Below are 12,854 nucleotides of genomic sequence, written 5' to 3' on the forward strand. Positions count from 1 at the left end.
ATCGCCGCGGCGCCCGCCCGGCCGGGGACATGATCACGACCGCACCGGCGAGGTGAGCACGGCGGCCCGGTGCCTCCCGGAGATCGAAGCCCTTCGGTACGGAAGTTGACCGGACAATGATCGAAGATCTGTCGAGCCGCTACGAGTGTCCTACGTCACCTCCGGCCCCGAGAATGCGACGCGCGTGCAGTAGACTCGTCGATGGCCCACTCGAGCGAGCAGTCCAATGCCAGATTTCCGAGTGAGCGCCTGATCGAGGAGCGCCATCGCCGAATGACGCTTCCGCCGGACGATTATCAGGCTGTAAACGACTTGACACGGGGAATGCAGGCACGGTTCCGCGCGGCACATCGCTGCCGCGCCCGCGAACCGTGCATTGCGTGCGACAGGAGCTCCTATGCCTGCTGATGACGCTCGAAGCAACCAGCCAGCCGCCCCCTTGCGCGGACCGGCCGTCGAACACCGCGCGCCGCACGGGATTCCCGGCCTGTTCCGGGATGCGGCCGACCGCACGCCGGACGCGATCGCCTGCGTCGGAGCGGAGGGCGCCTGGACCTACCGAGAGCTGGAGGAGGTCTCCGACCGGCTCGCCGCCACGCTGATCCGGCGCGCCGTTCCCGCCGACCGCCCGGTCGCCGTGCTGGCGCACCGCAGCCCGTACATGGTCGCCGCGTTGCTCGGCATCCTCAAGGCGGGCCTGGCCTATCTGCCGCTGGCCACCGACGAGTCGGCCGACCGGCTGGCGCTCATCGTCGCGACCGCGCGCCCGTCCCTCGTGGTCGGCACCACCGAACCGCTGAGCACCTGGTCCGGGCCGGCCGAGCTGGACCTGCTCGACGTCGTGCCGCTCGCCGAGGAGCTCGACGCGGCCTTCGCGCCGGCGCCGTTGCGGCCGGTGTCTCCGCGGCAGCCGATCAACATGTACTTCACCTCCGGCTCCACCGGCGTGCCCAAGGGCGTCGTGGTACCCAGCGGTGGTATCACCAACCGGCTGCTGTGGGGCCAGCGCCACTACCGGCTGGGCGCGGACGACCGGGTGTTGCAGAAGACCCCCTACACCTTCGACGTCTCCGGCTGGGAGATCTTCTGGCCGTTGATCACGGGCGCGCGGCTCGTGCTGCTCGATCCCGGCGCGCACGCCGACCCGGCCGCGATCATCAAAACGATCATCGAGTACCAGGTAACCGTCTGCCACTTCGTGCCCTCGATGCTGGAGGAGTTCCTCCGCTGGCCGGACGCGGGCGGCTGCACCAGCCTGCGGCACGTGTTCTGTAGCGGCGAGGCGCTCTCGCCGGCACTCGCGCGCGCCTGCCTGGAGCTGCTCGACGTACGGCTGCACAACCTGTACGGCCCGACCGAGGCATCGATCGAAGTCACCTATTGGGACAGCCCGGCCGGCCGGGACGCGATCGACGACGTGCCGATCGGCCGGGCCATCGACAACTGCACGCTGCTGGTCCTCGACGACGAAGGCCGGCCTGCCGCCGAGGGAACCGTCGGCGAGTTGCACATCGGCGGGGTCCCGCTCGCCCTGGGCTACTGCGATCGGCCCGACCTGACCGAGCGTGTCTTCGTCCCGGCGCCGGCCGGTAGTGGCCTGCACCGGGTCTATCGCACCGGCGACCTGGTGAGTGTGGTCGACGGGCAGATCCGGTTCCATGGGCGCCGCGACGAGCAGGTGAAGATTCGCGGCGTACGCGTCGAGCCGGGCGAGGTCGAGGCCGTGCTGCGCGAGCATCCCGGCGTCGCGGAGTGCGCGGTCCTCGGCGTCGGCGACCGGGCACCCCGCCTGGTCGCGTTCGTCCGCCCCGCCAGCGCCGCCGGGATCCCCGCGGACGACTGCCGCACGTACCTCGCGGACCGGCTGCCGGGTGCGTACGTGCCGGGCACCTTTGTCGTGCTCGACGTGATGCCGCTGACGGCGAGCGGCAAGCAGGACCGGGCCGCGCTGCGCCGGCAGGCCGGCGCCCTGGCCGCACCCCGGCCGGCCGGCCCGGCGGCCGGCCAGGATGCGCTGGCCCGGCTGTGGGCCGAAACGCTCGGCCTCGGCGCGGTGGACGAGGACGCCGACTTCCTGAGCCTGGGCGGGCACAGCCTCGCGGCCGTACGGCTGCGCGGTGAGTTGCTGCGCACCTACGGCCTGGACGTCGCCCTCGCCGAGCTGTTGCGCGGTGGACTCACCCTCGCGGCTCTGCGGGCCCGCGCGGGCGACGCCCGGCCCGCGCCGGTGCGACGGGTTTCCCCGCCGCGGCGTGTGGACCGCACACGCGCGCCGGTGTCGCCCGGCCAGCGCCGGCTGTGGCTCATGGAACGGCTCTATCCGCGGCTGAGCGCCTACAACGTGGTCGCGGCCCTGCGCGTCCCGGGCGGCCTCGAGGTGGATCGGCTGCGCGCGGCCCTGGCGACGGTGGTGCGCCGGCACGAGTCGTTGCGCACCCGGATCGTCGAGGGCGATTCCGGTCCGTACCAGGAGATCGTGGCCGCGGCCGGCGCGCCGCTGACCATCGGCGTCTCCGACGCCCCGCTCGACGCCGGCCGGTGCCGCGCCCTCGCCGCGGAGGCTGTGGACGAGCCGCTGCCGATCGACGAGGCGCCCCTGCTGCGCGTGCGATACACCGCCGACCCGGCGGGAGACGCCCTGCTGGTCGCCGTCCTCCACCACGTGATCGCCGATCAGCGCTCCGTCGATCTGTTCCTGGCCGATCTGGCCGCCGCCTACGACGGCCGCCTCGGCGCGGACGAGCCGCCGCAGTTCGGCGACGTCCTGACCGACCGGGCCGGCCGGACCGGCGACCAAGCCGACGTCGGGTACTGGACCGCCCGGCTGCACGACGCCCCGCGCTCGCACGGTCTGCCCTTCCAGGGCCGCCGCCCGCTCGTCACGACGTTCGCCGGCGGCGCGGTCGACGCGGTCGTCACCGGCACCGGGGCCGCACGGCTCGACGCGGTGGCGCGGGATCTCGGCGTCACCCCGGTCGCCGTGGTGCTCGCCGCGTTCGCCACCGTGCTGACCTCGTGGAGCGGGCAGGACGACGTCGTCGTCGGCGTGCCCTGGTCCTCGCGCGACGGCGGGCCGTCCGACCAGGTGATCGGGTTCCTCGTCGACACCCTGCCGGTGCGGATCGGCGTCGCCGGCCCGGACCGGTTCCGCGAGCTGGTCCGGCAGGTGTCGGCGGCGCTGCTCGACGCCCACGCCCACGCCGGGGCCGACTTCGAGCGCATCGTGGAAGCGCTCGGGCTGACCCGCAACCTGAGCCGCAACCCGCTCTATCAGGTGTGGTTCAACGACCTCACCCACGCCGCGCCGCCGCCATCGTTCGGCGGCGTGGCGGCCACCGAGATCGAGCCCGCCACCACCGGCTCACTGTTCGACCTCGGCCTGTACCTGCGCCGGTCCGCGGCCGACGGCTATCGGCTGCGCCTCGTGCACGCCGTCGACGTGTTCGACCGGGACACCGCCGGCCACCTGCTCGACCAGGTCGTGCGGCTGCTCGACCAGGTCCCGGGCCACCTCGGCCGGGCGCCGGCCCGGTGGCCGCTGGGTGAGGAGCGGCCGCCCGCCACCTTCGTCGCGCCAGCCGGTCGGTCCACGGTGACCGAGTTGTTCGAGCGGGCCGCCGAGCGGTACGCCGCTCGCGACGCGCTGCTGCTGCCGGACGGCCGGATGACCTACCGGCAGCTATACGAGCGGGTCACCGCGCGTGCGGGCGCCCTGCGCTCGGCCGGATGGCACGACCGTACGGTCCTGCTTCCGGGCGATCGCACCGCCGGCACTGTCGTGGAACTGCTCGCGGCCTGGCGCGCCGGCTGCGCCGTCGCGCTGATCGACGGCGATCTGCCTCCCGGCCGCCGGCAGGCCGTGCTCGCCGGCGCCGGCGCCGAGGCCGTCCTGGCTCCCGGCGCCGGAACCGGCCCGGGCACCGGTCATCCGGATCAGGCGGTGCCCGTGCTGACCGGGTCGCCGCTGTCCCGGCCCGCCGGCGACGCCCCGGTTCCCGGCTTCAGCCATGTGCTGTCCACGTCGGGCACCTCGGGAGCACCGAGCATGGTGTTCGTCGCGCCCGACGCGCTGCCGGAGGCGCTGCACCACTACCGCGACGCGTTCGGCGTCGAACCGGACGACCGCTTCCTGCTGCTGTCCGCGCCCGGCCACGACCCGGTGTTCCGTGACGTCCTGACCCCGCTCATCCACGGCGCGGCGCTCTGTGTGCCGGCCACGACCGAACCCGCGGCGACAGCTAAGCTGATCGCCCGGGCGGGCATCACGCGGCTCAACGCCACGCCGGGCGTCGCCCGCCTGCTCGCCTCCGCGGCCCGGGCCACCGGCCGGCGCTTCGACCGGCTACGCAGCATCGTGCTGTCGGGCGCCCTGCTGACCGATCCGATCGCCCGCGAGTTGCGCCGGTGCGCGCCCGCGGCGGAGATCTACCACGGTTACGGCACCACCGAGACCCCGCAGCTCAGCACGTGGCTGCGCTGGCGTGACCCGGCGGCCGACCCGGTGCGACGCCGGCGGGACCGTGCCGGGGTGCCGCTGGCCGCCACCGGCCCGTGGCGGGAGCTAGTGATCGAGGGTGCCGGTGTCGGCCAACTGGGCGAGATCGTCGTACGCGGCCGCGGCCTCGCACTGCGTACCCACCCGGACCGGCAGCCGTCACCGTTCGCACCCGATCCGCACGGGCGGCCGGGCGTCACGTCGTACCGCACCGGCGATCTGGGCCGGTACACGCCGGACGGGCACATCGAGTTCGCCGGCCGGCTCGATCGGCAGGTGTCGGTCGCCGGCCACCGGCTCGAGCCGGCCGAGATCGAGGCCGCCCTGCTCGCCCAGGAAGGCATCGTGCAATGCCTGGTGGTCGTCGCCGACACCGGCATCACCGCGTACGTCGCGCGGTCCGGCGCCGTCCCGGTCGTCGCCGAGCAGGTCCGCGACGAGCTGCGCGCCGTCCTGCCGAGCTGGGCTGTGCCGGAGCAGATCGTCGTGCTCGACAAGCTGCCGGTGAACCAGAACGGCAAGGTGGACGTCTCGGCGGTTGCGGCCGCGCCCGCTGACACTGCCCCGGCGCCGTCCGCCGCGATCGAAGACGTCGTCCTCGCCACGCTGCGCGAGCAGCTCGGCGGTTCCGGACACCCCGACCCGGCCGTCAGCTTCTTCGAAGCCGGCCTGAACTCGCTGAGCCTGCTGAGGATGCACGACCGGCTGCGGGTGCACGGTATCGCGGTCGAGGTCGTGGACCTGTTCCGGTTCCCCAGCCCGCGATCGCTGGCCCGGCACCTCAGCGGTGCGCCGGCTCGCAACCACGGCGGCGAGTCGTTCGCGCGCCCCGACCCCGTATCGCTTCCGGCGGTGGCCGTCGCTCGGCGTAGCGTCCGCCGCCGGCTGGACGATCAGAAGAGGAATCTCCGCAATGCGTAGGCCAGCGCAGGACCACGACACCACCCGGCGGTCGCCGGAGCCGGTCGCCGTCATCGGCATGGCCAGCCGGCTTCCCGGCGCCGAGAACCTTGAGCAGTTCTGGCAGGTCCTGTCCGAGGGCACCGACTGCTTCAGCACCCGGACCGACGACGACCTGCGGGCCGCCGGCGTCGACGAGAAGCACCTGGCCGACCCGGACTACGTCCGGCGCGTCCCGCTGCTGGCCGACGCTGACGGTTTCGACGCCGAGTTCTTCGGTCTCACCCCGCGTGAGGCGGACATGCGCGACCCCCAGCAGCGGCTGTTCCTCGAACTGGCCCACGCCGCGCTGGAGGACGCCGGATACGATCCGTTCGCCGTGCCCGGCAGCGTCGGGGTGTTCGGCGGATCGGCCGCCAACCGCTACGCCGAGTTCAACATTCGCGCCAACAAGGAGCTGGCGGCCCGTACCGCCGCGCTCTCGCTCGACATCTACAACAACAACGACTATCTGGCCAGCACGGTCTCCTACCGCCTCGGGCTCACCGGCCCGGCCCTCTCGGTGGCCACCGCCTGCTCCACCTCGCTGGTCGCCGTCCACCTGGCGTGCGAGGCGCTGCGCAACGGCGAGTGCGAGACGGCGCTGGCCGGCGGGGCCGAGCTCGAGATGCCGTACGGCCACGGCTATCGCTGGGCGCCGGGCAGCATCTACTCGCAGGACGGTTTCTGCCGGCCCTTCGACGTCAAGGCCAACGGCACCGTCTTCGGCAACGGCGGCGGCGTCGTGGTGCTGAAGCTGCTCGCCGACGCGCGGGCCGACGGGGACCCGATTCGTGCGGTCATCCGGGGCTCCGCGGTCACCAACGACGGCGCCGACCGGGTCAGCTTCAGCGCCCCCGGAGTGGACGGTCAGCTCCGCGCTGTGGTCGAGGCGATGACCGTGGCCGACCTGACTCCGGCCGACATCGACTACGTCGAGGCGCACGGCACCGGCACCGACATCGGCGACTCCATCGAGGTGGAGGCGCTCACCGGCGCCTACCGCTTCCTGGCCGGTGACGCCGCGCACGCGACCCCGGCGATCGGGCTCGGTTCGGTCAAGTCCAACATCGGCCATCTCGGACCGGCCGCCGGGGTCGCCGGGTTGATCAAGGCGGTGCTCTGCATGGAGCACGGCGAACTGGTGCCCACCGTCCACTTCACCGAGGCCAATCCCAAGCTCAACCTCGGCGAGACGCCGTTCCGCGTCGTTCAACGGCGTGACCCGTGGCCCGTCCCGGCGCATCGGCCGAGGACCGCCGCCGTGAGCTCCTTCGGGGTCGGCGGCACCAACGCCCACGTGGTGCTCGAACAGGGTCCACCGGCCGCGGCCGGCACCGCGGCCGACGGCCCGGAACTGCTTGTCTGGTCGGCGCGGACGGACGCCGACGAGCCCGCCGTCCGCGCCCGCCTGGCCCGCCACCTGACCTGGCACGGCGAGGACGGCTTGGTGGACACGGCGACGACCTTGCGGCACGGCCGTACGGTGCACCGGGTACGCCGCGCCGTGGTCGCCCCGACCGCCCGGGCCGCGGTCGACCTGCTCGACGACCCGGCAGAGCAGGCGCTGCTGCGCCCCGCGCCCGGGGCCGCCGCCCGGCAGGTCGCGCTGCTCTTCCCCGGCCAGGGCGCCCAGCGGGCCGGCATGGCCGCCGGGCTGCTCGGCTACGACACCACGTTCACCCACACGATGCGCCGGTGCCTCGACATCGTGGCCGAGCTGGGCGTCGACCTCGAACCGGCCTGGCACGGCCCGCACGCCGCCGAGTTGCTGACCCGCACCGAGTTCGCTCAGCCGCTGCTGGCGTCGGTCGGTTACTCGCTGGCCGCGATGTGGCGGGCCTGGGGTGTCGCTCCGGTGGCGCTGCTCGGCCACAGCGTCGGCGAACTCGTCGCGGCGATGGTCGCCGGGGTGACCACCCTGGAGGACGGCCTGCGCCTGGTCACCGCCCGCGCGCTGGCGATGCAGGCGATGCCGGCCGGGAGCATGCTGGCCGTCGCCGTGCCCGAAGAAGACGCTCGGGCCCTGCTCGGCGGCGACATTGCGCTGGCCGCGGTCAACGGTCCCCGGCAGTGCGTGCTCAGCGGGCCGGCGGAGGCGATCGAGGCCGTGGCCGGGCAGGCCCGCGCCGCCGGTGTCCGGGCCAAGCTGCTCGACACCTCGCACGCTTTCCACTCCCCGGCCATGGCCGGCGCCGCCGACCGGTTCCGCGAGGCGTTCGACGGTGTCCTTCTGTCACCGCCGGCCATCCCGATCGTCTCCGCGGCCACCGGGCAGCCGCTCACCGACGAGCAGGCGGCCGACCCGGCGTTCTGGTCCGGCCAGCTCACCGCGCCGGTCCGGTTCGGACCGGCCCTGGCGCGGCTGCTCGACGAGAGGAAGCTGACCACGCTGGAGGCCGGCCCCGGACGAACGCTCACCGCGCTGGTGCGCGGTCACGGCCCGGCTCACCACGCCGTCGCCGGCCTGGGCACCGGCGACGACCGGACCGACGTGCTGGCCGCCGCGGGAGCGCTCTGGACCGAAGGGCACGATCTGCGCTGGGACGCCGTCGGGCCGCCACGTCCGCGCCGCCGGATCGCCCTGCCGGGCTACCCCTACCGCCGGGCCCGGCACTGGATCAGCCCGTCCCCGGTGATCGGTGCCCGGCCCGTGACAGCCGATCAGCCCGCGCCGGAAACGGCGCCGGTCATCGCCGAGACCGCCGCCGCGCCGGCCTCGCCGCTGGCGGTGCTGCGCTGGCGGGAGACGGCACCCGGCCCCCGGCCGCCCAGGCACCGCGGCACCGTCGCGCTGACCCTGATGCCGCGCGATCCGGACGCGGCACGCAGGGTGACCCGCCTGCTCAGCGCCGCCGGGCACCGGGTCGTGCCGGTCCAGCCGGACACCCTGCCCGAGGTGCTGCGGGAGCTGCGCGGCAGCGGTGCGGAACCCGGCGTCTACGTCCACGCGGCCGCCACCGGAGCATGGCCGGAGGCCACCGCGGACACCATCGACACCCAGCTCGCCGACAGCGTGGAGAGCGCCTACGACCTCGTCCGTGTCGCCGCCCGAACCGCATCCGCCGGCCGGCCCGGCCGGTTCCTGTTCCTGGCCACGCAGGCCGCGGACGTCTCCGGCGGAGAACCGGTGCACCCGGCCAAGGCGGCACTCGCCGGACTGGCCCGGACCGTCCCGCTCGAGCTGCCCGGCGCCGCCTGCCTGCTGCTCGACGTGTCTCCCGGCACCGACCAAGCCATGATCACGCAGCAGCTCCAGGAGCGGGACTGGCCCCCGGTCGTGGCCCTGCGGGGCGACCGGCGCTGGATTCCCGCCGAGGTACCGATCCCGCATCGCCCCGCGACCGAGGCGCCCGTCCGGCCGGGCGGCACCTACCTCATCACCGGCGGGTACGGCGGCATCGGCCTGGCCGTCGCCCGAGGGCTGGCCCGGACCGGCCTCGCGCCCACCCTCGTCCTGGTCGGCCGCTCGGGTCCCCGCGACGCCGCGGCGGCCGAACTCTCCGAACTCGAGCAGCTCGGCGCGCGCGTGCTGATCGAGCGGGCCGACGTGACCGACGAGTGGTCGATGCGCGCCCTCGTCGAGCGAGTCGAAGCCACCGCCGGCCCCGTCCACGGCGTGCTGCACGCGGCGGGACTACCCGGCGACGGCATGATCGCATTCCGCACACCCGAGCAGGTACGCGCGGTGCTGCGCCCGAAGATCGTCGGTGCCCTAGTGCTGGAACGCGTCTTCGCCGAGCGGCCCCGGCTGGACTTCTTCACCTCCTTCTCCAGCCGCGCCTCGATCGCCGGGCTGGTCGGCAGCGCCGACTACGCGGCCGCCAACGCCTTCCTGGACGCCCACGCGACGGTCTCCCGGCAGCGCTGTGTCAGCATCAACTGGCCGAGCTGGGCCGAGGTCGGGATGGCGGCCCGCGCCACGGTGGACCCGGGCAGCGGCGAACCGCTGAGCTCGTGGGCCGCGACCCGGCGTACCGCGACGGAAAGTCTCGTTCATGAGGAGGAGCTGACCGAGCAGAGCTGGGTGCTGGACGAACACCGCTTCGCCGGCCGGGCGGTGCTCCCCGGCACCGCCCACCTCGACCTGGTGGTCCGGGCCGTGCGACGGCTGTGCCCCCCGCTGGCCGGCATCCCGATCGTGCTGCGCGAGGTGACCTTCCACCAACCCCTGTTCGTCCAGGGCGCCCAGCGCGTACGCGTGATACTCGAGCCGCGCGACAGCCACTGGGACTTTACCGTCCAGGCCGGCGCGACCGTGCACAGTTCCGGACGGGTCGCGGCCGCCGCCGAGACTGACGCGCCGCGCGCCGACCTCGCGGCCGTGGCCGCGCGCATGACCGAGACGGCCGACGCCACCGGCGCGGGTGACCTCGCCGAACTCGGACCGCACTGGCTCAACGTCGAGCAACTGCGCCGCTCGGCCAGCGAGCAGCTCGCCACGCTGCGCCTGGCCGACCGGTTCCACGGCGAGCTCGCCGAGCACCCCTTGCACCCGGCGCTGCTGGACAGCGCGACCGCGCTGACCCGCCGGGCCGAGGACCACCACCACCTGCCGATGCTGTACGGCGAGATCACGGTGTTCAGCGACCTGCCCGGCGCCGTGACCGCGCACGTCCGGCACCGGGACGGCGGCCGCGGTCTCCTGGTCACCGACGTCGACCTGGTCCGGCCCGACGGCCTGGTGGCCGTGGCCGTCCGCCGCTTCACCATGCGCCAGGTGAGCGCCGACGCGTTCACCGTCGCACCCGGTGGCGGCGACGACCGGCCGACCGGGCTGCCTCCGTCGGACGGCATCCCCCCGGGCGAGGGTGTGGCGCTGCTCTTCGACATCCTCGGTGACCGGCCCGGCAGGCAGGTCGCGGTACGCCCGTACCGGGACGGCAGGCCGGTGCCGGGGGAACAGGACACTCCGGCCGCCGCCGAACCGGTGATTCCCCCGGCGGCGGCACCGGTGCCCGCACCCCGGCCGTCGGCCAGCACCTGGCAAGAGCAGGACCTCGCCACCGTGCTCGAGCAGGCGTGGCAGAACGCGCTGGGCCGGTCAGTTGCCGGGCCGCAGGACGACTTCTTCGCCCTAGGCGGGGATTCGCTGAGCGCCGTCGGGCTGATCGCCGAGCTGCGGGACCGGCTCGGCATCGAGCTCAGCGTCGGCATGCTGTTCGAGTTCCCGACGATCGGGTCGCTGTCGGCCACCCTGCGCGGCCGGATGGAGGGCGGCCAGTGACCGACTGGTTCCTGCGCGGCGGGCACCAGGCCGCCCCTCGGGTCCGGCTCTACTGTTTCCACCACGCCGGTGGCAGTGCCGCCGAGTTCGCCCATTGGCATCGGTACCTCCAGGACACCGTCGAAGTGTGCGCGGTCCAGCTTCCCGGCCGGGCGGCACGGATAAACGAACAGCCGTACACTCGCATGGGGCCGCTCGTCGCGGACCTGACCGCGCAACTGCTGACCGATCTACCGGTGGTGTTCTTCGGGCACAGCTTCGGCGCACTCGTCGCGTTCGAGGTCGCCAGGGCACTGGCGGCCGCGCGGCGGCCCGAGCCGCGTCACCTGTTCCTGTCCGCCCGTCCGGCGCCCGGCCTGACAAGCTATCCGGAAACCATCCACGATCTGCCCGAGGACGACTTCTTCGAGGTCATGCAGCGCCGGCACGGGCGGCTGCCAGCCGAGCTGCGGGAGCATCCCGAACTACGCGCGCTGGTCCTGCCCTATTTCCGCGCCGACTACGAAGTTCTGGAGACCTATCGGCTCGGCCGCGGGGAGCCGCTCGCGGTGCCGGCGACCGTGCTCGGCGGCACCGACGACGGCATCCCGCTGTCCCACCTGGAGGCGTGGCGCGACCATCTGTCCGGATCGTTGCGGGTGCGGATGTTCCCCGGGGATCACTTCTTCCTGCGGCCCTGGCGTACCGCGCTGATCGGCCTCATCCGTGAGGTGACGACGTGACCCGAGCCCCCGGGGATCGCCGTAGGGGGCACTTGGGCGCGGATTACGGACTGCTGCTGTTCGCCTTCGTCACCTCCGGGCTCGGCAACTGGATCTACCGGCTGGCCCTGCCCTTGATGATCCTCGAGCGGACCGGGTCAGCGCTGAACACCGCGGTGGTCTACGCCCTGGAGTACGCCCCGCTGCTCGTGCTCTCGCTGCCGGGTGGCGTATTCGCCGACCGGTTCGACCGCCGCCGCATCCTCGTCGCCGGCGACCTGACCGCAGCGGTTCTGGCCGGGCTGCTCGCGGTCGCGGTGACGGTCGGCTCGTCGTCCTTGCTCATGGTCTACCTCGCGGCGTTCCTGCTGGCTTGTGTCGAGCCGTTGTACTATCCGGCTTTCCAGGGGCTGGTGCCCGCCCTGGCCGGCAAACGCGATCTGGAACGGGCCAACGCCTGGCTGCAGGCGGGCGACAACGTGATGAGCCTGGCCGGGCCGGCCGTGGCCGGCGTGCTGATCGCGGTCCTCGGCTTTCAGGGCGCCATCTGGGTCGACGCGGGCACGTTCGCAGTGTCGGCGCTGACCATCCTGGCGATCCGCAAGAAAGCCGGGAACGAACCGGGCGAACGGACCCCGCCCGGCCTGCTCGGCGAGATCCGGGCGGCTCTGGTCCACATCGTCCGCGACAACCGCATCCTGCTCAGCGGCTCCGTCCTCTTCGCGCTGGCCAACTTCGGCACCTGGTCAGTGCAGGCCAACCTCGTCTACTACCTCAGCGACTATCGCGCGATGTCACCTGCCCTGGTCGGCGTGGTGATGTCCGCCCAGGGCGTCGGTGCGGTGCTCGGCGCGGCCATCTGCCCGTGGCTCGGACACCGCTTCCCACCGGGCCGGATCATCCTCGTCGGCACCGTCCTTGCCGGAGCCGGGATCGTCGCCCTGATCCCGTTGCGGGACGTGGTCAGCATCTCGATAATGTGGGCGCTGGTCTACGGCATCGGCACCGTGAACATGGTCACCTGGTTCGTCCTGCGGCAGCGCATCGTGCCGCCCGAGCTGCTCGGCCGCGTTGTCGCTCTCACCCGGATGGTCGTGTTCCTGTCGATCCCGGCCGCCGCCCTGCTGGCCGGTGCGCTGGAACAGCGGCTGCACAACATGTATCTGATCATCGCGCTGGCCGGCGGCCTGCGGATCGTGGCCGGTCTCGGCGGGCTGGCCACACCGCTGCGCTCCCGCATCGGAGCGGCCGAGCCACCGGCCTCCGCGACCGTGGCGGCGGTTCGCTGATCATCCCCGTGGCCGAACCGGCAGAAGATCAGACACAGCAGGCGAGGCGGCACGATGCACCATCATCCCGCAACCCGACCCAACCACGTCGCCGTTGGTCAGCGCCACACGAAGACAATGAGCCCCTACAGGCCCGGCGCGGACCGGGCCTTTCTGAGCAGCATCCTGCGCGTCAGCGCGCCGACTGTCGCGCCCATTATTGA

4 protein-coding genes are annotated in these 12,854 nt (G+C 73.4%); all 4 read left to right on the forward strand.

The genetic code is table 11. The annotated features are described in order from the left end of the window. The first annotated feature begins 397 nt into the window (after positions 1–397). From Drose_RS26545 to Drose_RS26560, 4 genes are read left to right on the forward strand one after another with little or no spacing between them, the layout of a single operon-like run. A complete protein-coding gene (locus tag Drose_RS26545) occupies positions 398–5,416 on the forward strand; it encodes a non-ribosomal peptide synthetase (protein WP_260724044.1) in 5,019 nt (1,672 codons plus the stop codon). Then, positions 5,409–10,661 carry an SDR family NAD(P)-dependent oxidoreductase gene (locus Drose_RS26550; RefSeq protein WP_260724045.1) on the forward strand — a complete coding sequence of 1,751 codons (5,253 nt, stop codon included), beginning with the start codon at positions 5,409–5,411 and terminating at the stop codon, positions 10,659–10,661. Before Drose_RS26545 ends, Drose_RS26550 begins: the two co-directional genes overlap by 8 nt. Next, positions 10,658–11,383: a thioesterase II family protein gene (locus Drose_RS26555; protein ID WP_260724046.1), complete on the forward strand. Its 726-nt coding sequence runs from the start codon at positions 10,658–10,660 to the stop codon at positions 11,381–11,383. Before Drose_RS26550 ends, Drose_RS26555 begins: the two co-directional genes overlap by 4 nt. 32 nt (positions 11,384–11,415) lie before the next feature. Further along, positions 11,416–12,651: an MFS transporter gene (locus tag Drose_RS26560; protein ID WP_260724047.1), complete on the forward strand. Its 1,236-nt coding sequence runs from the start codon at positions 11,416–11,418 to the stop codon at positions 12,649–12,651. Positions 12,652–12,854 lie beyond the last annotated feature (203 nt).

The sequence above is a fragment of the Dactylosporangium roseum genome (assembly GCF_025264685.1).
Lineage (GTDB): Bacteria > Actinomycetota > Actinomycetes > Mycobacteriales > Micromonosporaceae > Dactylosporangium > Dactylosporangium roseum.

Excerpts from the sequence above, each read along its gene's own strand:
- Drose_RS26550 (WP_260724045.1), top strand. The coding sequence starts at position 5,409 with ATGCGTAGGCCAGCGCAGGACCACGACACCACCCGGCGGTCGCCGGAG.
- Drose_RS26545 (WP_260724044.1), top strand. The coding sequence starts at position 398 with ATGCCTGCTGATGACGCTCGAAGCAACCAGCCAGCCGCCCCCTTGCGC.